The 22968-nt window shown below is 71.0% G+C and carries 19 protein-coding genes; 8 read left to right on the top strand and 11 right to left on the bottom strand.

Features of this window, described 5'->3' with window-relative positions; genetic code table 11:
- Positions 1–26: 26 nt before the first annotated feature.
- A complete protein-coding gene (locus CLV68_RS10870; RefSeq protein ID WP_170224204.1) occupies positions 27–812 on the bottom strand; it encodes an inositol monophosphatase family protein in 786 nt (261 codons plus the stop codon).
- A 75-nt stretch (positions 813–887) separates the two neighbouring features.
- Here CLV68_RS10870 and ppgK point away from each other — a divergent pair, with 75 nt between their 5' ends.
- The 3 genes from ppgK to CLV68_RS10855 all read left to right on the top strand — a co-directional run bounded on the left by ppgK (position 888) and on the right by CLV68_RS10855 (position 3775).
- The gene (gene ppgK, locus CLV68_RS10865; RefSeq protein WP_121390229.1) at positions 888–1649 is read left to right on the top strand and encodes a polyphosphate--glucose phosphotransferase; all 762 of its coding nucleotides are present in this window, start codon (positions 888–890) and stop codon (positions 1647–1649) included.
- Positions 1650–1839: 190 nt separating this feature from the next.
- Complete coding sequence (locus CLV68_RS10860) at positions 1840–3135, top strand: RNA polymerase sigma factor (RefSeq protein ID WP_121390228.1); 1296 nt, start codon at positions 1840–1842, stop codon at positions 3133–3135.
- 457 nt (positions 3136–3592) lie between these two features.
- On the top strand, positions 3593–3775 hold the full coding sequence (locus CLV68_RS10855; RefSeq protein WP_092782351.1) for a DUF7455 domain-containing protein: 183 nt from the start codon (positions 3593–3595) through the stop codon (positions 3773–3775).
- Positions 3776–3879: 104 nt separating this feature from the next.
- Here the strand turns inward: CLV68_RS10855 and CLV68_RS10850 are convergent, their stop codons facing one another.
- The 4 genes from CLV68_RS10850 to CLV68_RS10835 all read right to left on the bottom strand — a co-directional run bounded on the left by CLV68_RS10850 (position 3880) and on the right by CLV68_RS10835 (position 8507).
- On the bottom strand, positions 3880–5055 hold the full coding sequence (locus tag CLV68_RS10850; RefSeq protein WP_121390227.1) for an ROK family transcriptional regulator: 1176 nt from the start codon (positions 5053–5055) through the stop codon (positions 3880–3882).
- Positions 5056–5080: 25 nt separating this feature from the next.
- Positions 5081–6496, bottom strand: coding sequence for a sugar ABC transporter permease (locus tag CLV68_RS10845; protein WP_121390226.1), 1416 nt, complete (start codon positions 6494–6496; stop codon positions 5081–5083).
- A gap of 46 nt (positions 6497–6542) precedes the next feature.
- On the bottom strand, positions 6543–7316 hold the full coding sequence (locus CLV68_RS10840) for an ATP-binding cassette domain-containing protein (protein WP_121390225.1): 774 nt from the start codon (positions 7314–7316) through the stop codon (positions 6543–6545).
- 69 nt (positions 7317–7385) lie between these two features.
- The gene (locus CLV68_RS10835) at positions 7386–8507 is read right to left on the bottom strand and encodes a sugar ABC transporter substrate-binding protein (protein ID WP_121390224.1); all 1122 of its coding nucleotides are present in this window, start codon (positions 8505–8507) and stop codon (positions 7386–7388) included.
- A gap of 536 nt (positions 8508–9043) precedes the next feature.
- Here CLV68_RS10835 and CLV68_RS10830 point away from each other — a divergent pair.
- The gene (locus CLV68_RS10830; protein WP_121390223.1) at positions 9044–9280 is read left to right on the top strand and encodes a hypothetical protein; all 237 of its coding nucleotides are present in this window, start codon (positions 9044–9046) and stop codon (positions 9278–9280) included.
- 228 nt (positions 9281–9508) lie between these two features.
- Positions 9509–11959, top strand: coding sequence for an NB-ARC domain-containing protein (locus CLV68_RS10825; RefSeq protein WP_121390222.1), 2451 nt, complete (start codon positions 9509–9511; stop codon positions 11957–11959).
- On the opposite strand, the gene CLV68_RS10820 is transcribed toward CLV68_RS10825, so the two are convergent.
- Positions 11956–12735 carry a sporulation protein gene (locus CLV68_RS10820; protein ID WP_121390221.1) on the bottom strand — a complete coding sequence of 260 codons (780 nt, stop codon included), beginning with the start codon at positions 12733–12735 and terminating at the stop codon, positions 11956–11958. The genes CLV68_RS10825 and CLV68_RS10820 overlap by 4 nt on opposite strands.
- A gap of 60 nt (positions 12736–12795) precedes the next feature.
- On the opposite strand from CLV68_RS10820, the gene CLV68_RS10815 reads away from it, so the two are divergent.
- Entirely contained in the window at positions 12796–13038 is a 243-nt protein-coding gene (locus tag CLV68_RS10815) for a DUF3039 domain-containing protein (protein ID WP_170224202.1), read from the top strand.
- A 52-nt stretch (positions 13039–13090) separates the two neighbouring features.
- Here CLV68_RS10815 and CLV68_RS10810 read toward each other — a convergent pair whose 3' ends face one another.
- Both CLV68_RS10810 and CLV68_RS10805 read right to left on the bottom strand, forming a co-directional pair.
- On the bottom strand, positions 13091–16198 hold the full coding sequence (locus CLV68_RS10810; RefSeq protein ID WP_121390220.1) for an efflux RND transporter permease subunit: 3108 nt from the start codon (positions 16196–16198) through the stop codon (positions 13091–13093).
- A gap of 170 nt (positions 16199–16368) precedes the next feature.
- A complete protein-coding gene (locus tag CLV68_RS10805) occupies positions 16369–17448 on the bottom strand; it encodes a YihY/virulence factor BrkB family protein (RefSeq protein ID WP_121390219.1) in 1080 nt (359 codons plus the stop codon).
- Between the two features lie 205 nt (positions 17449–17653).
- On the opposite strand from CLV68_RS10805, the gene CLV68_RS10800 reads away from it, so the two are divergent.
- Together CLV68_RS10800 and CLV68_RS10795 are read left to right on the top strand one after the other, a co-directional pair.
- Entirely contained in the window at positions 17654–19390 is a 1737-nt protein-coding gene (locus CLV68_RS10800) for a DEAD/DEAH box helicase (protein WP_121390218.1), read from the top strand.
- A 59-nt stretch (positions 19391–19449) separates the two neighbouring features.
- Positions 19450–20364, top strand: a complete 915-nt coding sequence (locus tag CLV68_RS10795) for a pseudouridine-5'-phosphate glycosidase (protein ID WP_121390217.1) — start codon at positions 19450–19452, stop codon at positions 20362–20364.
- Here CLV68_RS10795 and CLV68_RS10790 read toward each other — a convergent pair.
- The 3 genes from CLV68_RS10790 to CLV68_RS10780 are packed head-to-tail and all read right to left on the bottom strand — an operon-like array spanning position 20346 to position 22904.
- A complete protein-coding gene (locus CLV68_RS10790) occupies positions 20346–21302 on the bottom strand; it encodes an ABC transporter ATP-binding protein (protein WP_121390216.1) in 957 nt (318 codons plus the stop codon). The two genes, CLV68_RS10795 and CLV68_RS10790, sit on opposite strands and share 19 nt — an antisense overlap.
- The gene (locus CLV68_RS10785) at positions 21299–22111 is read right to left on the bottom strand and encodes an ABC transporter permease (RefSeq protein ID WP_246009753.1); all 813 of its coding nucleotides are present in this window, start codon (positions 22109–22111) and stop codon (positions 21299–21301) included. Before CLV68_RS10785 ends, CLV68_RS10790 begins: the two co-directional genes overlap by 4 nt.
- Entirely contained in the window at positions 22104–22904 is an 801-nt protein-coding gene (locus CLV68_RS10780) for an ABC transporter permease (RefSeq protein ID WP_121390215.1), read from the bottom strand. The genes CLV68_RS10785 and CLV68_RS10780 overlap by 8 nt, the downstream gene beginning before the upstream one ends.
- Between the last annotated feature and the right edge of the window lie 64 nt (positions 22905–22968).

Below are 22968 nucleotides of genomic sequence, written 5' to 3'. Positions count from 1 at the left end.
CGACCGCTCGGGTCCGGCTCGCGCCGCTAGAAGGCGCCCATGCCCGCCTCGACCAGGGCGGTCCGCAGCGGCCCGGCGATCGCGGGTGAGGCGGCGAAGATCGCGTCAGCGCCCAGGTCGGTGGTCGCGCCCGGCAGTTCCACCACGGCTCCGGCCTCGGCCGCGATCAAGGCACCCGCTGCCCAGTCCCAGCGGGACAGGCCGCGCTCGCAGTAGGCGTCGACCCACCCGGCGGCCACCGCGCAGAGGTCCAGAGCAGCGGACCCATTGCGGCGGATGTCCCGGATTGTCCCGATCAGGTTCGCGACCGCAGCGGCTTGCGCGCGCCGACGTTCGGCGGAGTAGGCGAAGCCCGTGGCCATCAACGTCACCGACAGGTCCACCGGAGCCGAGACGCTCAACCGCTCCCCGTTGAGCCAAGCCCCGGCCCCTTGTGCCGCCCACCAGGTCCGGCCGGACGCGGGCTCCACGACCGCGCCTGCGACCGAGATGCCCTCGATCTGGGCAGCCACGGAGACCGCGTACCAGGGGTAGCCGTACAGGTAGTTCACTGTTCCGTCGATGGGGTCAACAACCCAGGTGACACCGGATCCGGTAGCGCCACCTGCTTCCTCGCCCAGGAAAGCATCACCCGGCCGGAGTTCCGCGAGTCGATCCCGGATCAGCTCCTCGGCGGCCTTGTCCGCGGCGGTGACCACGTCCGTGCCGGTGCTCTTGGTGTCGACGTCGCGGATGGCGTTCTCGCGGGTCGACCTGGCCAACTCCCCCGCCTCGGTGGCGACGGCCACCGCGATCTCAGCTAGGTCACGCACCCGGCTATCCGACCACACCACGACCCGGCGGCTAGGGTCTGCCCAAGGACTGAATCGAGTACGAGAGGACCGGGGATGGGTGCAGCCCGCGGCTTCGGCGTGGACATCGGCGGATCGGGCATCAAGGGGTGCGAGGTCGACCTGGACGCGGGTGCGCTGGTCGGTGACCGCCTGCGGATCCCGACCCCCGTGCCGTCGACACCCGACGCGGTGGCCGACGTGGTGGCCGACATCGTCGAGCGGTTCGGCTGGACCGGGCCGGTCGGCGTGACGCTGCCCGCGGTGGTCAAGCGCGGGGTCGCGCACTCGGCGGCCAACATCGACAAGGGCTGGATCGGCACCGACGCCGCCGCCCTGTTCGCCAAGCGGCTCGGCCGCCCCGACAGCGAGGTCGTGGTGCTCAACGACGCCGACGCCGCCGGGATCGCCGAGATCAACTACGGCCGGACAGCCGACCGCGACGGCGTGGTGGTCCTGCTGACCTTCGGCACCGGCATCGGCAGCGCGCTGTTCCTCGACGGGCGGCTGGTGCCCAACACCGAGTTCGGCCACCTGGAGATCGACGGCCACGACGCCGAGACCAGGGCGGCGGCCTCGGTCAAGGAGGAGAAGGACCTGTCGTGGGAGGAGTGGGCGCACCGGGTGAGCCGGTACGTCTCCGGGCTCGAGGACCTGATCTGGCCCGACCTGATCATCGCCGGTGGCGGGGTCAGCAAGAAGGCCGACAAGTGGCTCCCGCTGCTCAAGGTGCGCACCACGGTGGTGGCGGCGGAGCTGCGAAACGACGCCGGGATCGTGGGCGCCGCGTACGCCGCGCGCCAGGTCACAGCGGGGTAGCACCCCCCTCGCGACACCGGTCGAGACATTTCGGCCTTGGCGTTTCCCGGGGACACGCCGTACGTCGCTACAATGGAACACGGCCCACGGCGGAACAAGCCAGAGGGCTCTCCCCCGAACTCCCGGCAACGGCCTGGTCATCGCACCATTTCAGGCCGCGGCCGCGATGGACTGTTGTGAAAGGGCGTACGTGGCAGCCGCACGAACCGCAACCCGACGCTCGACGGCGTCGGCCAGCGCCGCCAAGACGACCAAGGGCGCCGAGGACGAAGAGACGACCGGCGCCGCGGCCAAGAAGGCCGCGGGCGCGCGCGCCCCGAAGAAGGCCGTCGCGGCCAAGGGCGGCCCCAAGAAGGCTGGCGACGGGCCCGAGGGCGAGGAGCCCGAGGACCTGGAGAACCCCGACCTGTCCGACCTGGAAGAGGTCGAGGTCGAGCCGGTCGAGGAGCCCGTCGAGGAACCCGAGGAGAAGGACCCCAAGGAGTCGGGCAAGGACGGCGACTTCGTCTGGGACGAGGAGGAGTCCGAGGCGCTGCGGCAGGCCCGCAAGGACGCCGAGCTCACCGCCTCCGCCGACTCGGTCCGCGCCTACCTCAAGCAGATCGGCAAGGTCGCCCTGCTCAACGCCGAGGAGGAGGTCGAGCTCGCCAAGCGGATCGAGGCCGGTCTCTACGCCGCGGAGCGGGTGCGCAAGTCCGAGGACGAGAACGAGAAGCTCCAGCCGCAGATGCGCCGCGACCTGCGGTGGATCGTGCGCGACGGCGAGCGGGCCAAGAACCACCTGCTCGAGGCGAACCTGCGCCTGGTGGTGTCGCTGGCCAAGCGCTACACCGGCCGCGGCATGGCGTTCCTGGACCTCATCCAGGAGGGCAACCTCGGTCTGATCCGCGCGGTGGAGAAGTTCGACTACACCAAGGGCTACAAGTTCTCCACCTACGCGACGTGGTGGATCCGCCAGGCGATCACCCGCGCGATGGCCGACCAGGCCCGCACCATCCGCATCCCGGTGCACATGGTCGAGGTCATCAACAAGCTCGGCCGCATCCAGCGCGAACTGCTCCAGGACCTCGGCCGCGAGCCGACCCCGGAGGAGCTCGCCAAGGAGATGGACATCACCCCGGAGAAGGTGCTGGAGATCCAGCAGTACGCCCGGGAGCCCATCTCGCTCGACCAGACCATCGGCGACGAGGGCGACAGCCAACTCGGCGACTTCATCGAGGACTCCGAGGCCGTCGTCGCCGTCGACGCGGTCTCCTTCACCCTCCTGCAGGACCAGCTCCAGTCGGTCCTGGCGACGCTGTCCGAGCGCGAGGCAGGCGTCGTCCGGCTGCGCTTCGGCCTCACCGACGGCCAGCCCCGCACCCTCGACGAGATCGGCCAGGTCTACGGCGTCACCCGCGAGCGGATCCGCCAGATCGAGTCCAAGACCATGTCCAAGCTCCGCCACCCGTCGCGGTCGCAGGTCCTGCGCGACTACCTCGAATAAACCGAGGACACCCAAGCCGACCTACCAAGGGGCTGCCCACTCACCTGAGCGGGCAGCCCCTTGGCGTTGGCCCGGATGTCGCTCGTGGGGGTCGTGCGGCTACCTGGAGTGGGCTGTGGACATCGGGAGGGCTGTGCGGCAACACTCAGGTGTGGCGTTTTCGGTTTTCCTACGGTTGGCGCCGTGTTCGCCGATGGTGAACGACGTAGGGCAGAACGACGGGTACGCACCAACTCTGCGCCGGGAGAAGCCCAGCGTGGGGCCGAAATTCCAGGTAGCTCTGGGCCATCCGGGTTAATCCGTGGGCCCGCTCTCGGAGAACGGGCGCGGGAACACTGCCGGAGGCTCGAGCGTCTGTAAGAGTAGGAAGAGCGACCACGGCGGAGAGTTCGCCTCCGTGACCGCAGCCGAAAAGGGCACCGGGCCTCACCGGTGCCGGGACGGAGGGAGAACTCCCATGACGACTACGACGCTCACCCGCCCCGAGCTGACCGCGGCCGACCGGTGCGACCGGTGCGGAGCGGCGGCCCAGGTCCGCGCCGTACTTCCCTCCGGAGGCGAGCTCCTGTTCTGCGGGCACCACGCCCGTGCGCACGAGGACAGGCTGCGCGAGATGGCCGCGGAGCTGCAGAAGGGCTGAGAAGCCCGGCGGACACGACTCCAACGACAGAACCGACCGGGAACGGGCGGGGCCGACGGGCCCCGCCCGTTCCCGCGTTCCCGGGCACAGCGTTCCCAGGCGGGTCAGACCAGGTCGAGGACCGGTTCGAAGGCGAGTTCGGCGGCGCCGATGAGCTTGACGTCGGCGCCCATGGTGGAGGTGACCACCCTGGTGCCGCCGATGGCCCTGCTGACCAGGCTGCGCTCGGCGATGGTGGCGGCGACGCCGGTGACCAGGGTGGGGGGCAGGGCGGTGAACAGGTCGCCGAGGACCACCAGTTCGGGGCCGAAGACGTTGACGACGGTGATCAGGCCGAGGGTGAGCCAGCGGGTGAAGTCGCCGAGGGTGGCCGCGACCCGGTCGGGGTCGGCGGACAGGGCGCGCAGTTCGGCGACGACGATGCCGCGCGGGGAGTGCTCCGGCAGGTCGAGTGCGCGGCACAGGGCGAGTTCGCCGACCTCGGTCTCCCAGCAGCCGTGGCTGCCGCAGTAGCAGGCGCGGCCGTCGGGGTTGACCACGATGTGGCCGAGTTCGCCGACGTAGCCCGCGGTGCCGCGCAGGGTGGTGCCGTCGGAGATGACGCCGCCGCCGACGCCGATGTCGGCCGAGACGTAGACGGCGTCGAGGGAGCCGCGGGCGGCGCCGCGCAGGTGCTCGGCGAGGGCGGCGATCTCGGCGTCGTTGCCGACGCGGACCGGGACGCCGAACGCGCCGGTGAGCCGGTCGCCGAGCGGGACGTCGGTCCACTTCAGGTTGGGCGCCTCGTGCACGTGGCCGTCGCCGCGGCGGACGACGCCGGGGACCGAGACGCCCGCGCCGACCATCCGCACGCCGAGCTCCTCGGCCAGCAGCCTGGTCGACTCGATGATCCTGGTGATGATCTCCGCGGGTTCGCCTGCCCGGCCGCGCAGGTTCCAGCTGTCCCGGCCGAGCAGCTGCCCGCCGAGGCCGACCAGCGCGATGGCGACCTGCTCGACCCGGATGTCGACGGCGAGCACGACCGCGGCCAGCGGCTGCGGCAGCACCAGCAGCGACGGCCGCCCGGCGCCGGAGCGGGCGCGGGGCACCCGTTCCTCGACGACCCCGGACTCGGCGAGCCCGTCGACGAGGGCCTTGATGGTGCTGCGGTTGAGGCCGAGCTCGGTGGCCAGCGCCGCCCTGGTGCACGGTCCGACGACGTGCAGCCTGCGCAGCAGCGCGGTGCGGTTGTGCCTGCGCACCTCGTCCGGGCGCGCGCCCGCGGTGGGTGTGCTGCTCACCTTGCTCGCCCCTCCGCCGACCGTCCTACCTGCTCAGCGCCGCCCTGCGCCGCGACAGCGCGTCGACGGTGGCCGCGAGCAACAGTACGAGCCCGGTCACGATGTTCACCACGGCGGCGGGCTGCTTGAGCAGGCCCAACCCGTTCTCCACCACCGCGAGCACCAGGCCGCCGACCACGGCGTGGAAGACCTTGCCGCGCCCGCCGAACAGCGAGGTGCCACCGATGACCGCCGCCCCGACGGCGAACAGCAGGGTATTGAGGCCGCCCGCCTGCGGGTCGACCGACCCCACCTTGGACGAGTAGACGATGGCGCCGAGCGCGGCGGTGGCCGAGGCGACCACGAACACGCTGGCCCGGATGTGGCTGACGTTGATGCCCGCGCGCCTAGCCGCCTCCGCGTTGCCGCCGACGGCGTAGATGTGCCTGCCGTAGCGGGTCCTGTTGAGCACGTAGGTGCCCACGACCAGCAGGACGAGCACGATCGGCACCACGTAGGGGGTGCCCTGGATGACGATGAAGTCGTTGGAGGACCGGTTGAGGGTCAGCGCGTAGGTGGCGGGCACGGCGAGTGCGGCGACCGCGACGATCTTGGCGACGACGATCGGGGTCGGCGCGGTGACCAGCCCCCGGTTCAGCCTGCCCAGGTGCTCGCCGAGCACGACCAGCGCGTAGCCGCCGACCGCGACCCCGCACAGCACCCAACTGCCCGCGACCGACATGTTGCCGTTGGCCACGGCGAACAGCACCGGCTGGGTGCCGATGCCGAACACGCCGCCGTCGCCGATGAACTGGAGGATGACGCCCTGCCAGGTGATGAACAGCGCCAGCGTCACCACGAACGACGGCATGCCGATCTTGGAGACCAGGAACCCGGTGATCACGCCGATGGCCGCGCCGACGCACACCGCGAGCAGCATCTCCAGCCACGGGTTCGGGGCCGCGCCGGACAGCGCGATGCCGATGGCCACCAGCGCCAGGACCGCGCCCGCCCAGATCCGCATGAGCACCGCGAGCAGGGCGGCGACGACGAGGCCGCCCACGAAGACGGAGAACACGGTGTTGCCCATGCCGCCGAGCAGGTTGCCCGACCGGACGTAGTGCATGGCCATCACCGCGGCGCACACCCCGGACGCGGTGCCCGCGGACAGGTCGATCTCACCCAGGAGCAGGACGAACACCAGCCCCATCGCGATGATCATCTTGCCCGCGCCCTGGGCCAGCAGGTTGGCGGTGTTGTCGAGGGTCATGAAGCCCTCCGACAGCACCCAGAACACGACGACCAGCGCGGCCAGCCCGAGCACCGCGGGCAGCGAGCCGAGGTCGCCGCCGCGCAGCCGGGCGGCGTAGTCGCGCACGGCCTCGCCGGTGGACTGCGCCGTGGTGTCGATGCCGAAGTCGGCGATGGCCCCCTCACCGCGGGGGGTGGCGGTACTGGTCATGGTTCCTCGCTCGTTGGCTTCGGGTGGCAAGGGGGGTACGGGAGGGTCAGATGGCGGCGCTCTCGGGGCGCGCCAGCCCCAGGTCGCCGGAGCGGCCCGCGGTGATGAGCTCGACGACCTGGGCGTGGGTGACGTCGCGGGTGTTGACCTCGGCGACCATCCGGCCCAGGTAGAGCGTGGCGATGCGGTCGGCGACGGAGAACACGTCGGCCATGTTGTGGCTGATCAGGACCACGCCGAGGCCCTGCTCGGCCAGCCTGCGGACCAGGTCGAGCACCTGCCTGGTCTGCGCGACGCCGAGCGCGGCGGTCGGCTCGTCGAGCAGTACGACCTTGCTCTCCCACAGCACGGACTTGGCGATGGCGACCGTCTGCCGCTGCCCGCCGGAGAGCGAGGACACCGGGGTGCGCACGGACTTGACGGTGCGCACCGACAGCGAGGCGAGGGTCTCGCGGGCGGCCTGCTCCATCGCGGCCTCGTCGAGCAGCCAGCCGCTGCCGCGTTCGCGGCCGAGGAACATGTTCTGCACGATGTCGAGGTTGTCGGCGAGCGCGAGGTCCTGGTACACGACCTCGATCCCGAGGTCGGCGGCGTCGCGGGGGCCGGTGATGCTGACCCGTTCGCCGTTGAAGTGGACGGCGCCGGAGTCCATCGGGTGGATGCCCGCGACGCACTTGACCAAAGTGGACTTACCGGCGCCGTTGTCACCCACCAGCGCGGTGACCTCGCCCGCGCGGACGGTGAAGTCCACGTCGTGCAGCACGTGCACCGGGCCGAAGCTCTTGTTGAGCCCGGTCAGTTCCAGGATCGGTTCGCTCATGGCGGTTCCTTGCGGGGAGGGCGCCCGCCCGCGGCACCCACGACCGCGGGCGGGCGGCGCCGGGTGGGATCAGCTGATGCCGAGCTGGCTGCAGACCGCGGCGAGGTCGCCGCCGCAGATGTCGCTCGCCTTGACGTAGCCCTGGTCCACCACGTCCTTGACGGAGTCCTTGGTGGTCAGCTTCGGCTCGAGCAGGACCGACTTGACCTTGCGGTTGGCCTTGGTGTCGTCGCTGCTGGCGTTGGCGATCGAGTCGGCGGCGGCGGTGTCGCCCTTGGCGAGCGCGGCGGCGAGCTTGGCGGCCGCCTCCGCCTCTTCCTTGATCGGCTTGAACACGGTCATGTACTGGTCGCCGCGCAGCACCGCCATCAGGCCGTCCGGGGTGGCGTCCTGGCCGGTGACCGGGACCTTGCCGTTGAGGCCGTTCTTGCGCAGCACGGTGATCACCGCGCCCGCGAGGCCGTCGTTGGCCGCGACGACGCCGTCGACCTTGCCGCCGTTGGCGGTCAGGATCTGCTCGAAGGTGACGCCGCCCTTCTGGTTGTCCCAGCCGTCGATCGCCTGGGACTGCACCAGCTTGAGCGTGCCCGCGTCGTAGAGCGGCTTGAGCACGTTCTCCTGTCCGTTGTGGAACAGGGTGGCGTTGTTGTCGGTCGGGGCGCCCTCGATCTCGATGACCTGCGCGCCCGGCTTGCCCTTGAGCGCGTCGGCGAGGCCCTTGCCCTGCAGTTCGCCGACCTTCACGTTGTCGAAGGAGACGTAGTAGTCGGAGCTGCCGCCGAGGTTGAGCCGGTCGTAGTCGATGGTGGGGATGCCGCGGGCCTTGGCCTTGGCCGCGACCGAGGAGCCGACCTCGCTGTTGATGGCGGCGATCACCAGGACCTTGACCCCCTGGCTGATCATGCCGTCGGCCAGGGTGGAGAACTTCTGCACGTCGCCCTGGGCGTTCTGCACGTCGGCGTCGAGCCCCTGGGCCGTCATCGCGGCCTCGATCATCGGCTTGTCGAAGCCCTCCCAGCGCGCCGAGGTGGCGGTCTCGGGCAGGATCACGCCGACCTTGATGCCCCCGGCCGGGGCCGCGGTCGTCGCGCCGCCGGAGGCCGGTGGCGCCGACGGGGTGGCTTGGTTGGCCCCGCAGGCCACCAGGGAAAGTGCACAGACGGTAACCGCCGCCAGATGTGCCAACCGCATGGGAAAGTCCCTTCCGCGTACACGACGCACCACCTGGGCCCTGGCGGTTTTCGTTTGATGAGAATGTTGTGCCGCACAACATATGCCCCCGATCCGGTGAGCGAAAGCATACTTGTTCGATTCAGACACGGTCGCGCGGACACGATCCGGTAACGCCGGTAACCCTCAGGAAACTCTCAGGTCATCTTCGGGTGGCCGTCGGGGCCTGGTTCGAACCGGTGAGTAGCGCGGTTTCACCCGCGTTGACACCGCCGCAACGGGGACACGGACATCACTTTGCGTGCCTGTCATCGCGGTAGACCTACCGGTCACCGCATCCCGCCCGCCTCCGGCAGCACATCCACCGCAGCCGCCCCACGGGTCCCTTGTGCGCCCGCGCGTACTACGGGATCGTTTGCCCGTGGCACATGTGCGCGCGCACATGAGTCGCGCGTTCCCACGGGTGCAACCGCTTCTCCGACTCACCCGGTCGGGCTCGTCTCGCGGCACGAATTCGGCAGTCAGCCGAGTCCGGCCGAACGACGAGGAGGACGCGAGTGGACCACGAGGAACACAACGAACCGTCGGAGCGGTGCCCGCCAAACCGGGCGGTGCGATGGCTCCACTGGTTCGAGCGAGTGATCCGCGGAAAGTGGAAGCCGATGCGCGGGCTTCTGCTGGTCGCCGAGGCGGGATGCGTGCTCACCAAGCACGAAACCCCCGCCATGGTGGCGAGGGCGCTCGTGATGTTGGGCGACGCGGTCATAACGCCTCGAAACGAAGGGCCGCGTTAGCCCGGGGGGCCCGCACCAAACCAGGTGCGGGTCCGCACCCCCTCTGGATGAGGAGGTACGCACGCATCTGTGCGCAGGTCGCACCAGTATCACCCGCCGCACCGGCTACCAGTAGACATCACTCGCAACCGCCGTTCGCGGCACGGAATAATGGAGTCCACGCAGCTCACCGCGACGGACACGACATCGTCCAGACCGGGCGGCGGCACGGAATAACCGGGGAGGGTCATGGCCGGGTGCACGCGGTGCGGCCGCCCGTTGCCGCCCAGGACCGACCCCCGCGGCAGGCCGCGCCGGTTCTGCTCGGCCACCTGCCGGTCGGCCGCCCGCAGGCAGCGGGAAGCGGCGGCCGGTCAGACCAGGGGCTGTGAGTTCGTGGTCTGCGGGATCCCGTGCGGGAACCCGGCGTCCGGCGCGCTGGAGTTGCCGACCGGGGCGGTCATCGCGGTCTGCGCGGGGTGCGCCGGGGTCGCGGCGCGGTGGCTGGGGCGTGACGCCGAGGAGCAGCCGCGCAGGCTGGCCGGGGCGCGCCAGGACGGGAAGCCGGAGCTGAGCCCCCGGGAGAGCGACGTGGTGCGCCGGTTCGTCGCGGACGTGCCGGTGGCCAGGATCGCCCGTGAGCTGGACGTGCGGGCGCCGACGGTGCACCAGTACCTGCGGCGGGTGCGGGAGAAGTACCAGAAGCTGGGGCGGCAGGCGAAGACCAGGATCGAGCTCTACGAGCGGGCGATCGAGGACGGGATCGTGGCCTCTCCGGTGGAGCGCAGGCTGCTCGACGGCTCCGTGCCGACCGCGCCCGCGCACCACCTGCGGCGCGAGGTCGACCGGTTCTTCGAGCGGGCGGGCGGGCACCGCGAGATCGTGCTCTCGGGCATGGCCGGTGTCGGCAAGAGCCAGATCGCGGCGACGCACGCGCGGCGGGTGTGGGCGCAGGACCTGGTGGACGTGGTCATCTGGACGCCTGCCGGGTCGCGGGAGCAGATCATCTCGCACTACGCGCAGACGGCGGTGGCGCTGCTCAACGCGCCGCCGCAGGACCCCGAGCACGCCGCGGCGCAGTTGTTGACCTGGCTCAACACCACGGCGCGGCGGTGGCTGCTGGTGCTCGACGACCTGTGGGACCCGCGGGACCTGCGGGGGCTGCAACCGGCGACCGCCGAGGGCAACCAGGTGGTGATCACCACCCGCAGGCGCGACGCCGAGCTGATCTCCGCGCGCAGGCAGGTGGTCACCGTCGACCTGTTCACCCCGCCGGAGGCGGCGGAGTTCCTGGTCGACCGGCTGCCCGGCCGGGCTGACCCGGACGGGCAGGCCCGTGCGCTGGCCAGCGACCTGGGGTACCTGCCGCTGGCGTTGTCGCAGGCCGCGGCGTACATGGTGGACCGGGAGCTGTCCTACGCGGAGTACCGGCGGCGGTGGAACGACCGGCGCAAGAAGGTCATCGACCTGGTCAGCGACGACCTGCACGGCACCCTGGCCGCGGCGTGGTCGCTGTCGATCGAGCTGGCCAACCAGCTGGACCCGGTGGGCGTCGCCGAGCCGCTGCTGGACCTGATGTCGGTGCTGGACGCCGCTGGTGCCCCGGTGGAGCTGTTCGCGACCGGGGCGGTCTTGGCGTACCTGGGCGAGGAGTCCGGCCGCCGGGTCGGGCAGGACGACGCCAGGGATGCCGTGCGGTGCCTGGAGCGGTTGAACCTGTCCATGGTGGACCTGTTCCGGCCCGAGCACGGCGTGCAGACCCACCCGTTGGTGCAGCGGGTGTCGCGGGACCGGATGACGCCGCGGCACCTGGCCCGGGTGGCGCGGGTCGCGGCGCGGGCACTGGTGGAGCTGTGGCCGGTCGACTCCGGCAGCGACACCGGGTTGGCGCGGTCGTTGCGGGCCAACAGCGTCGCACTCCAGGCGCACGCCGGGTCGCTGCTGTGGACGAGCGGGGAGACCGAGCTGGTGTTCCGCACCGGCGCCAACCTCGGGCACTCCCAGCACGTGCTGGAGGCGATCACCTACTTCGAGGACGCCGTGGAGACCGCGGCCGTGCTGCCGCCTGCGCACCCGGACGTGCTGCGGGCCAGGGCGGAGGCGGCCCGCTGGCACGGCAAGGCCGGGCACACCGGGGCCGCGGTGGACGGCCTGGCGCAGGTGCTGGCCGACCTGCGCGCCGTCCTGGGCCCCGACCACGTCGACACGGTGACCACCCGGGCGTGGCTGGCCTTCGCGCTGGCCGAGACCGGCGACGACGACACCGACCTCGGCGCGCTGCTCACCGACCTCGCGCGGCTGCTCGGCCCCGACCACCCGGACGCCCTCACCACCCGGCGGCTGATCGCCAACCGCCGGGGGCACGACGGCGACCCGGCAGGCGCGGTGCGCGACCTCGAACAGGTCCGCGACGGCCAACTGCGGGTGCTCGGCGCCGAGCACCCGGACACCGCGGCGACCGAGGAGGACCTGCGGTTCTGGCTCGACGGCATCCAGATGGCGCAGCTGGAACCGGTCCTGGCCGAGCAGCGGCTGCGGGCCAGGACGCCGTCGCCGCTGGTGCTGTCCTGGGTGGTCGGCGAGCAGGCCGCCGCCCAGGGCGTCAGCGGGGTCGCGGAGCCGCCGGGGCGTTCGTGGGCGGGCGACGAGCAGGCCGGGCCTGGCTCGTCGCTGGTCCACGAGGGTGGGTGGTGGCGCTAGTCGAAGATCCCGCGCGGCGCCGCGACCTGCCGCAGCCACCCCTCCAGCTGGCGCTCCCACGGCGCGTTGACGTCCCGCACCGGGAAGGTGCCCAGGAACGAGCGCGAGCGGCCACCCAGACCGCCGCCCTTGGCGACCCTGACCTGCTTCACCGCGTCCAGCACGACCTGCACCTCCTGCGGCCCGGCCAGGAAGGTGACCGTCAGCGAGGTCAGGCCCGACGGCCCGGGCGCGTCGAAGGTGATCTCCTGGAAGAACGGGAGCTGCTGGTCGAGGCCGTCGACGCGGTCGCGTTCGAGGGTGGCGGTGCGGAAGGTGTAGCCGAGGCGGCTCAGCGCGTCGAGGACGCGGTGCTGGGCGGGCAGCGGTTCGACGGCGACGGCGTCCACGTCCTGGGCGTCGACGACGGAGCCGGACAGGTCGAGGGTGGTCTGCAGGCCGACGGCCATGCCGGTGAGGTGCTTGCCGAGCACCGAGGTGATGGGTGTCTCCCAGGGCAGCCGCACCTCGAACGGCACGGTGACCCTGGCGCCCGCCCTGACCAGCTCGCTGCCTGCCAGGTGCACCTGCTGCACCGGCAGGTCACGCGGCCCGTCGGGGGTGTCGACCCTGGCCAGCAGCGCCACGCCGAGTGCGTCGACCTGCTGGTCGACGCTGCCGCCGAGCAGGTGCACCTCTCCGCGCAGCAGCCCACCCGGCCGGGTGGCCCGGTCGAGGATCTGGGCGTCGACCTTGGCGCCTCCGGCGCCGAAACCAGCGAGGACCTTCTGGAACATGCGCGCATCCTGCCAGGCCGAGGCGATCGCGGGGACCGGTTCTGGTGTCAGAATGGTCGGGTGAGCGCACCAACGCAGACCCGGCCGGAAGTCGACACGCGGCCAGAGGGCACCGAGACCACGGGCGACGACACGCCCAAGATGTTCCACTACGTGCAGAAGAACAAGATCGTCGAGAGCGCCGTCACCGGGACCATGGTGGTCGCGCTGTGCGGCGAGGTCTTCCCGGTCACGAAGTCGCCCAAGCCGGGCTCGCCGGTGTGCCCGGACTGCCAGAAGATCTACGAGTCGATGAAGGCGTGACCGCGCAAGGGCCACCCCGGATCACCGGGGCGGCCCTTGGGAGCGCGGGAGGTCAGACCCGCTGCAACTCCGGCTCGTCCGCGGCCGGGCGCGGCGCGTGCTTGGCGGCCCGCTTGGCCCTGCGGCGCTCCTTGGAGTTCTCGACCATCGTGTAGAGGGTCGGGACGAGCACCAGGGTCAGCAGCGTCGAGCTGATCAGGCCGCCGATGACCACCAGGGCCAGCGGCTTGCCGATGAACCCGCCCTCGCCGGTGATGCCTGCCGCCATCGGCAGCAGCGCGAAGATCGTCGCCGCCGCGGTCATCAGGATCGGGCGCAGCCGCCTGCGACCGCCCTCGATGACCGCGTCCCGCACGCTCATCCCGTCCGCCCGGTACCTGTTGATCAGGTCGATGAGCACGATGGCGTTGGTCACCACGATGCCGACCAGCATCAGCATGCCGATGAGCGAGGGCAGCCCGAGCGGGGTGCCGGTGATCAGCAGCAGCCCGATGGCGCCGGTGGCCGCGAACGGGATGGACACCAGCAGGATCAGCGGCTGCACCAGGCTGCGGAACGTCGCCACCATGATCAGGAAGACGATGGCGATCGCGGCCAGCATGGCCAGCCCCAGGTCGGCGAAGGTGTCGGCCTGGTCGGCGCTCACCCCGCCGACGGAGTACTTCGCGCCGCCGGTCAGCGCGACCTTGCCCAGCCGGTTGGTCATGTCCTTGGTGACCGCGCCGAGGTCCGACGAGGTCGACTTGGCGGTGACGGTGGTGCTACGGTCGCCGTCGGTGCGGGTGACCTGGACCGGGCCGTCGACCGTGGACACCCTGGCGACCTGCCCGAGGGTGACCGGGCCCGCCGCGCTGGGCAGCGGCAGCGCCTTGAGCGCGGCGACGTCGGTCGGCGCGGCGCCGGTGCGCAGCACGACCTGCTGGCGGGCGCCGCCGATGGGCAGTTCGGCCACCGGGGTGCCGCGCAGCGCCTGGGCGGCGAACTGGCCGATGACCTGGTTGCTCAGGCCCTTGGCCGCCGCGGCGCGCTGGTCGACCACGATCTCCACCCGCGGTGAGCTGCGGGCCAGGTCGCTGGTCACGTCGGTGAGCCCCGGGGTGCCCGCGACGGCGTCCTGGACGGTCTTGGTCGCGGCGGTCAGGCCGGCGGCGTCCGGCGCGGTCACGACGACCTCGATGGACGAGGAGGCGCCCGCCGCGGCGGAGGCCCCGGTCTCCAGGGTGCCGGCGCCGGTGCCGAGCCGGTCCTTGATGCCCTTGAGCACGGCGTCGCGGTCGATGTCGGCCTTGAGGGTGGCGTCGACGGTGGTGTTGCCGTCGCCGCCGAAACCGAAGCCCGCCAACGAGTCGTCGACGCCGACGGTGACCTGGTAGACCTCGATCTCCGGGGTGGCGGCGAGCACGTCCTCCAGCTTCTTGGCCGCGGCGTCGCGCGCGGCGAGGCTGGTGCCGGGCGCCAGTTCCTGGGTCAGCCGAACCGAGGTGCCGCCGTCGTCGTCGATGAAGTTGGTCTCCAGCCGCGCGGCCAGGCCCATGGTGGCGATGAAGATCATCACCGCGGCGAGGATCGTGGCCCAGCGGCGGCGGGTGGCGAAGCGCAGCACCGGGACGTACGCGCGCTGCAACGGGCTGCGCCGCTCCTTGTCCAGCGCCTCCTGCAAAGCGCGCTCGGCGGCGGCCGGGTCGGCGGAGACCGCCGGGCGCTTGAGGAACCAGAACGCGAGCACCGGGACGATGGTCAGCGACACCAGCAGCGACGCGACGAGGGCCACGGTGACCGTCAGCGAGAACGGCCCGAACAGCTCGCCCGCGATACCGCCGACGAACGCGATCGGCGCGAACACCGCCACCGTGGTCAGGGTGGACGCCGTCACCGCGCCTGCGACCTCCTTGGTGCCGTCGAGGATCGCGTGCAGCTTCTCCTCGCCGTACTCCAGGTGTCGCTTGATGTTCTCCAGCACGACGATCGAGTCGTCCACCACCCGGCCGATCGCGATGGTCAGCGCGCCGAGGGTGAGCATGTTCAGCGACAGGTCACCGGTCCACATCACCAGCAGCGCCACGAGCACCGACAGCGGGATGGACACCGCGGTGACGACCGTGGAGCGGATGGAGAGCAGGAACAGCAGGATCACCAGCACCGCGAAGGCCAGGCCGAGCATGCCCTCGGTGGTCAGGCCGCTGATCGCCTTCTCCACCTCCGGTCCCTGGGAGAACACCACGGTGAGGTCGGAGCCCGAGGAGCGCTCCAGGTCGGCGAGCTTGTCGTTGACCGCCTTGGAGATCTCGACCGCGTTGCCGTCGCGGGTCATGGTGACCGTGACGCCGAGGGTGGGCTTGCCGTCGGTGCGGGTGATCACGGTGGCAGGCGCGAGTCCTGACTCGACAGTCGCGACCTCGCCGAGGGTGATCGGCTTCCCCTGTGCGGGCAGCTGGAGCGCGCGCAGATCGTCCACACTGGTCAGTGGGCCGCCGACCTGGACGGTGAGCGTCTTGTCCGACTCGGTGACCGCGCCAGCCGGGAGCGTCGCGCCCGCGGTGGACAGCGTGGCGGCCAACGCGGACGGGTCGACGCCTGCCGCGCCGAGCTTGGCGTAGTCGACGGTGACCGTGACCTGCTGGGTGCGGGCGCCGCTGACACCGGCCTCGCGCACACCGCTGATCCCCTCCAGCGCGGGCACCACGTCGGCGCGCAGCCGGGCGGCGGTGGAGACCTCGTCAGGCCCCGAGGTCGCGGCGAGCACGACGACGGGCAGGTCGTCGGTGCTGCCCTGCATGATCGTCGGCTCCACGCCCTGCGGCAGCTGCGGGCGCACGCGGTTGACCGCCTGCTGCAGCTGGCTGATCGCGGTGTCCATGTCGGTGCCGTAGACGAACTGCACCTGCACGGTCGACGAGCTCTCCGCGGACCGGGTGGTGATCTTCTCCACACCGGCGACGCCGCGCACGCCTGCCGAGATCGGTTCGGCGACCTGGCTGTCCACCACATCCGGGGACGCGCCGGGGTAGGCGGCGATGACGACCGCGCCCGGCAGCTGGATGGAGGGCAGGAGTTGTTGTTTCAGTGACGGCAACGCGATGGCGCCGAAGCCGATGATGAGCAGGCTGAGCAAGCCCACCAGACCCCGGTTGCCCAGGCTGAGTCGTGCCAGCACGGACATCTGCGTAGTTCCCCTCGGACAACGAGCACTGTGGACACCGGCGACCCCCTGGCGCGCGCTCGGCGGGCCACATCACCGGTGGATTGGGGGAAGCCTGGCACAGGGAGCCTGAGGAGGGACTCAGCCCACGGGGCTATTCCCACCAGCGCCGAGTCATACAAAAGTATGACTCACCCCTGGCTGCGGTCCCGATCCCACGACCGGGTGGACTCCGTCGGCAGGTCCGCGGTCGGGTGTTCACCCGGTGCTCGCGCTGCCGTCCCACCGGTGTCGCGCTGCCGGTTCTTGCCCGCCGCCTTCTCCATCTCCAACCGCCGCCACCGCCGCCGCTGGCGCTTGGTCAGCTTCGACGGCCAGACCTCCTCGATGGCCGCGTTGAAGTACGCGCCGATCACGACGGCCAGGCCGATGAAGAAGGCGAACAGCAGGAACGCGATGGGGGTGGCGAGCGCGCCGTAGGTGTAGCCGGTGGTGGTGATCCAGCCGATGTAGAGGCGCAACCCGATGCTGGACAGCACGAACACGGCCATCGCCATGATCGCCCCGGGCACGCCGCGGTGCCACGGCAGCTTGCGGGGCAGGGCGAGCTTGTAGAGCGTGGTGAGCGCGAGCACGATCAGGATGCCGATCACCGGGTAGTAGGCGGTGCCGATCCACGCGTTGATGGTCGGCTGCCAGGACTCCGGGAACAGGTTGGGCAGCAGGTCGGGGCCGAGCGCGAGCACCGGCAGGCCGATGATCAGCAGCACCAGGCTGGCCATGTAGAGCAGCAGCGCGAAGATCCGTTGCCACACCTCGTGGCGGACCCCGTACTGACCGTGCGCGACGGTGATCGCGTCGACGAACGACGACATCGCCGACGAGCCTGCCCACAGCGAGATCAGGAAGCCGACCGAGACGATCTCGCCGCGCCCGACGGTGAGGATGTCGGACACCGTCGGCGCGATGATCTGCGTCACCACGTTCTCGCTGAACGCCTTGCGCGAGATGTCGATCAGGTCGGCCTGCACCGCGAGCACCACGTCCGGGCCGAACCACTCGGCGACGAACCCGAGGCTGCCCAGCAGCCCGAGCAGCAGCGGCGGCAGGGACAGGACCTGCCAGAACGCGGCCTCGGCCGCCTCGGAGAAGATGTTGCCTTCCCACGCCTTGGACAGGGTGCGCTTGAGCAGCCGGGACGGACCACGCCGCGCGGGCGGGCCGCCGGGGGTGCCGTCGCGGCCGTCCTGGGGTGCTGGCTGCGCGGTCATACCGGGTCAAGCATGGTCCATGACCACCCGATCGGCTTGATCACCGGCGTCGAGCGGGCCCCGGCGTGTCGCGGCCTGCGGCGATCTTGGCCGGGCGGGCGGTATCCTCGACGGCGCCCTCACCCCGGTCCCGCGCTCGACGCCGTGCCGACCAGCTGAGGGCATCACCGTGTCCGGAGCAGGTGGAGAGGAGCTGGGGCATCCCGTGACCCGGGCCGAGGTGGAACCGGACTCCCGAGCGAGCGCCCCGGCGCGGCCGCTGCGCGACTGGCAGCGGCGCGCGCTGACGAAGTACCTGACGACCCGCCCGAAGGACTTCCTCGCGGTCGCGACCCCCGGCGCGGGCAAGACCGTGTTCGGGCTGCGGGTGGCCGCCGAGCTGCTGGCCGACCGCACGGTGGAGACGCTGACGATCGTCGCGCCGACCGAGCACCTCAAGCACCAGTGGGCGGCGGCCGCGTCCGCCGCGGGCATCCCGATCGACCCGAACTTCACCAACTCGATGGGCGCCACCTCGCGCGACTTCCGCGGTGTCGCGGTCACCTACGCGCAGGTCGCGGCGCACCCGAGCCTGCACAGGGTGCGCACCGAGCAGCGCAAGACGCTGGTCATCCTCGACGAGATCCACCACGGCGGCGACGCCAAGAGCTGGGGCGACGCGGTCCGCGAGGCGTTCACCCCGGCCGCGCGGCGGCTGGCGCTGACCGGCACCCCGTTCCGCAGCGACGACTCCCCCATCCCGTTCATCGACTACGAGCCCGACGGCGAGGGCTTCCAGCGCAGCCGCGCCGACCACACCTACGGCTACTCCGACGCGCTGCGCGACGGCGTCGTCCGACCGGTGATCTTCCTGGCGTACTCGGGCGAGGCGAGCTGGCGGACCAGCGCGGGCGAGGAGTTCACCGCGCGCCTCGGCGAGCCGCTGACCCCGGAGCAGACCGCGCGGGCGTGGCGCACCGCGCTCGACCCGTCCGGCGAGTGGGTGCCCTCGGTGCTCGGCGCGGCCGACACCCGGCTGACGCAGGTCCGCCACCACGTGCCGGACGCCGGTGGCCTGGTCATCGCCTCCGACCACGTCTCGGCGAAGGCGTACGCGCAGATCCTGGAGACCATGACCGGGCAGGCGCCGACGCTGGTGCTCTCCGACGACCCGAAGGCATCGGGGCGGATCCAGGAGTTCGCCGACTCGGACTCGCGGTGGCTGGTGGCGGTCCGGATGGTCAGCGAGGGCGTCGACGTGCCGCGGCTGGCCGTGGGCGTGTACGCGACCAGCGCCTCGACGCCGCTGTTCTTCGCCCAGGCCATCGGCAGGTACGTGCGGGTGCGCAGGCAGGGTGAGACGGCCAGCGTGTTCTTGCCGTCGGTGCCGGTGCTGCTCGACCTGGCCAGCCAGCTGGAGGCGCAGCGCGACCACGTGCTGGGCAAGCCGCACCGGGAGAAGGAGGGCTGGGACGACGAGCTGGTCGCCGACGCCAACCGGACCAAGGACGAGCTGGGCGAGGAGGAGAAGGCGTTCACCTCCCTGGGCGCCTCCGCCGAGCTGGACCAGGTCATCTTCGACGGTTCGTCGTTCGGCACCGCGGCCATGGCGGGCACGGTCGAGGAAGAGGAGTACCTCGGTCTGCCCGGGCTGCTCGAACCGGACCAGGTTCGTGAACTGCTGAGACAGCGGCAAGAGCAGCAGGTGGCGGCGAGATCCAGGAGGGCCGCGGAGGCGAAGCCGGAGGAACCGGCGGCGCGGGCGCAGCCGCAGTCAGTGCAAGAGCGCTTGGCGAACCTCCGCAAGGAGCTGAACGCGCTGGTCGGCATGGCCCACCACCGCACCGGTAAGCCCCACGGCCTCATCCACGGCGAGTTGCGCCGCGCCTGCGGCGGTCCGCCGACCGCGATGGCCACGATCGAGCAGCTCGAGGAACGCATCGTCACCCTGCGTTCCTGGTAGCGCCTGCTGTCCCGCCTGACGAGCGGGTCGGGAACCGCGGCGTTTGCCATGATGTCGGGATGAGCCCACACCTGGTCATCGCCGATGAGGTCACCGCCGCCCGGTCCGAGGGGCGGGCCGTGGTGGCCCTGGAGAGCACCCTGCTGGCCCACGGGCTGCCCCAGGGGCGCAACCTGGAGGTCGGCGCCCGGTTGGAGCGGATCGTGCGGGACGCGGGCGCCGTGCCCGCCACCATCGCGGTCCTCGACGGCGTGGCGCACATCGGGCTCACGCCGGAGCAGCTCCAGCGCGTGTGTTCCCCTGGTCTCGCGAAGCTGTCGCTGCGTGACCTCGGGCCCGCTTACGCACTCAAGCGCGATGGCGCTACCACCGTGGCCAGCACGGCAGCGCTAGCGCACCAGGCGGGCATCAAGGTGTTCGCGACCGGCGGCCTCGGTGGCGTGCATCTCTCTGTTCCTGCCGGTAGCGCGTCCTGGGATGTCTCCGCGGACCTGGACGTCCTCGCGACCACGCCGGTGACCGTCGTCTGCTCCGGCGTGAAGTCGATCCTGGACATCGCCGCGACCGTGGAGGTGCTGGAGACGAAGTCAGTGCCGGTGGTCGGGTACCGCACTGACTACTTCCCCGGGTTCTACCTGCGCGAGTCAGCGCACACGGTGCCGTGGCGGGTGGACACCCCCGCGGAGGCGGCCGCGGTGATCGCGGCGCACAGCACGTTCACGGCCTCGGGCGTCTTGCTGGTCAACCCCGTGCCGGTGGAGTACGAACTCGACCGCGAACTCCACGACAGGCTCCTCAGCGAGGGCATGGCGTTGCTGCAAGAGCGCGGGATCCGGGGCAAGGACGTCACGCCCGCGCTGTTGGAGTTCTTCCACAACGGCAGCGGTGGGGCGAGCTTGAGCGCCAACACTGAACTGGTGGCGGACAACGCCCGCGTGGCCGCCGAGGTCGCGGTTCAGCTCTCGTCTCGGTAGAGCCGCGCGACGACGTCCTCGATGTCGGGTTCTTGCACCGAGAGGTCTCTGAGCGAGACGGCTTGCGCTAGAGCCGCGACGACCTCTCCTGCTGCCATTCCGTCGAGCGTGAGCGTGACCCTCCGTGCGTCCGCTTCCACCGCGGTGACAACGGCGCCCGGCAGGGTAAGACCCTCGGGCCACGGGTTGTCCAGATCGGCGACGATCGTGCGGCGTGAGCGGTAGCGGGCGTGCAGCTCGTCCAGGGTGCCGTCGTGCACCACGCGGCCGTGGTCGATGACCACGAGCCTGCGGCAGAGCTTCTCGATGTCGGCCAGGTCGTGGGTGGTGAGCACGACCGTTGTGTCGCCGCGCTTGTCCACATCGGCGAGGAACGTCCGCACGGCCTGTTTGCTGAGCACGTCGAGACCGATCGTGGGCTCGTCGAGGAACAACACCTCGGGGCCGTGCAAGAGGGCGGCGGTGAGCTCACCGCGCATGCGTTGCCCTAGCGACAACTGACGCACGGGAGTGCGCTGGAACTCGTCGAGCCCCAGCAGGTCCGTGCACTGCCTCAGTCGAGCGGCGTGATCGCCCTCTGGAACCCGGTAGATGTGCCGTAGTAGGGAGAACGACTCTTCGAGCGGTAGGTCCCACCACAGCTGTGAGCGCTGCCCGAACACAACGCCGATACGCCTCGCGAGAGTGGTGCGCTTGGCCACCGGCTCCAGACCGCAGACGCTGACCTCGCCCGCGCTCGGGGTGAGCACGCCGGTGAGCATCTTGAGCGTGGTGGACTTACCGGCGCCGTTCGGGCCGATGTACCCGAGCAGCTCGCCGCGCTCCACGGTGAGGTCGACACCGTCCACAGCGGACACCACGTGGCGCTCCCTGCGGAACCGGCCGACCTTGCGCGAAACGGTGAACTCCTTGCGCAGACCGCGCGCCGAAATGATCATGACCCCGTGCTCCGGTAGTGGCGGACGCCGACGCGCCAGAAGAGCGTGGCGAGGCAGGCGGCGATGACCGCGACTAACGGCGAACCCCACGCCACGGCGGTGGGTAGGCCCAACGGGTCCGGTTTGCCGAGCAGGACGAGGCTCGGGAAGTAGGCGACGAAGCCGAACCCGATGCCCAGGGTGAACAGGTCGCGGAACCAGCCGCCGTACATGGTGCTCGGGTACGAGGTGAAGTCGCGCCCGCCATAGGTGAACGCGTTCGCCACCTCGCCGGACTCGACCCACCAGAACGCCACCGTGGCACCCCCGACGAACAGGCTGGCGAAGAACACGGCGCCCGAGATCGGGACTATGGCGGCGAACAGCGCGCGTTCGACCGTCCACGGGATGTCCGCCACGCACAGCGCGATGATGTAGAGCACGACCCCTTGCACTGCCCTGCCGATACGGCGCAACGCGAAGGTGATGACCGCTAGTTGCAAGAGGGCTGACAGGGGTCGCAGCAGCAGCGAGTCGAACAACCCTGATCGGACGTACTCGCGCAGTTTGTCCGCGCTGCCGGCCACCAGGTCGGCCACGGTGAACGAGGCCGCCGACAGCGCGGCCATCAGGAGCACCTCGGTGCCTGCGAACCCGCCGAGCGCGCCGGTGACGGAGAACAGGACGAAGACGGTGGCGATGTCCAAGCCGTTGACGACCATGCTGCCGAGGATCTCCAGCACCATCGACGTGCGGTACTGCCATTGGCTGCGAACCTGCGCGCGGAGCACCCTCCCGTAGACCCGCGCGGTGTCGAGAATGTCAGCCACCCTGCACCACCAGCTTCCGTACCGCGCGCGTCTGGACCCAGCGACAGGCGAGCAACAAGAGCACCATCCACATGACCTGCCCCAGACAGACCAAGAGCGCGTGCCCGGTGCCACCTCGCTCGACCGCGATGTCCAGTGGCGCCTGGAGCAGGGACGGGAACGGGGTCGCCACCCACAGCACGGTGCTCAACCACTCCGGCAGGACGGCCAACGGGAAGTACAGCCCGCTGGCGGCGCCGGACACGAACACCCAGAACATCGTGACGCCCCGGATGTCCAGCAACCAGAACGCGGTCAGACCGATCAGGTACCGGCACGCGAAGCACACGACGATCGCGAGCAGGGTGGACAGCACGAACAGCGGATAGGTCAAGAGGCTCTGCGGGACATAGAGCCCGAACGCGATGGCGCCCACGACCAGCGGCGCCACGAACCTGGTCAACGCGGCGAAGGCGGCGCGGCCGATGTCGGTCCACAGGTACGTCCACAGTGGATCGACCGGGCGCAGCAGGTCGGCGACGACGTCCCCGGTGCGCACCCGCTCGGCCAGGTCGAGCATCGTCCAGGAGTTCACCACCGCGAGCAGCCCCTGCCCCAGCCAGACGTAGCTGACCAGTTGCGGGCGGGTGTAGCCGACCATGGCCCCGCCCGCGGCCGCGGCGACGCTGAGCAGGATGTAGCAGCGCAAGAACCCGAACACGGTGTTGGTGAACGCCCCGGCGAGGGTGGCCTGCCGGTAGGTGGCGTAGCGGCGGAACCCGGCGGCGACCAGCGCGGTCTGCACACGCGCCATCACCGGGCTCCTTGGGAGGTCGTCTTCGCGGGGTTGCCGCAGACTGAGCGGGGCGCCTTTCTAC

The organism is Actinokineospora cianjurensis (assembly GCF_003663795.1).
Lineage (GTDB): Bacteria > Actinomycetota > Actinomycetes > Mycobacteriales > Pseudonocardiaceae > Actinokineospora > Actinokineospora terrae.
The sequence above is the reverse complement of the archived record's forward strand: the minus strand, read 5'-3'. Positions and strand labels throughout refer to the sequence as shown.

What these genes read in the sequence shown, in the direction of transcription:
- ppgK (WP_121390229.1), top strand. Translation starts at nt 888, where the DNA reads ATGGGTGCAGCCCGCGGCTTCGGCGTGGACATCGGCGGATCGGGCATC.
- CLV68_RS10855 (WP_092782351.1), top strand. Translation starts at nt 3,593, where the DNA reads ATGACGACTACGACGCTCACCCGCCCCGAGCTGACCGCGGCCGACCGG.
- CLV68_RS10845 (WP_121390226.1), bottom strand. Translation starts at nt 6,496, where the DNA reads ATGACCAGTACCGCCACCCCCCGCGGTGAGGGGGCCATCGCCGACTTC.
- CLV68_RS10840 (WP_121390225.1), bottom strand. Translation starts at nt 7,316, where the DNA reads ATGAGCGAACCGATCCTGGAACTGACCGGGCTCAACAAGAGCTTCGGC.
- CLV68_RS10835 (WP_121390224.1), bottom strand. Translation starts at nt 8,507, where the DNA reads ATGCGGTTGGCACATCTGGCGGCGGTTACCGTCTGTGCACTTTCCCTG.
- CLV68_RS10825 (WP_121390222.1), top strand. Translation starts at nt 9,509, where the DNA reads ATGGCCGGGTGCACGCGGTGCGGCCGCCCGTTGCCGCCCAGGACCGAC.
- CLV68_RS10820 (WP_121390221.1), bottom strand. Translation starts at nt 12,735, where the DNA reads ATGTTCCAGAAGGTCCTCGCTGGTTTCGGCGCCGGAGGCGCCAAGGTC.
- CLV68_RS10810 (WP_121390220.1), bottom strand. Translation starts at nt 16,198, where the DNA reads ATGTCCGTGCTGGCACGACTCAGCCTGGGCAACCGGGGTCTGGTGGGC.
- CLV68_RS10805 (WP_121390219.1), bottom strand. Translation starts at nt 17,448, where the DNA reads ATGACCGCGCAGCCAGCACCCCAGGACGGCCGCGACGGCACCCCCGGC.
- CLV68_RS10795 (WP_121390217.1), top strand. Translation starts at nt 19,450, where the DNA reads ATGAGCCCACACCTGGTCATCGCCGATGAGGTCACCGCCGCCCGGTCC.
- CLV68_RS10790 (WP_121390216.1), bottom strand. Translation starts at nt 21,302, where the DNA reads ATGATCATTTCGGCGCGCGGTCTGCGCAAGGAGTTCACCGTTTCGCGC.
- CLV68_RS10780 (WP_121390215.1), bottom strand. Translation starts at nt 22,904, where the DNA reads ATGGCGCGTGTGCAGACCGCGCTGGTCGCCGCCGGGTTCCGCCGCTAC.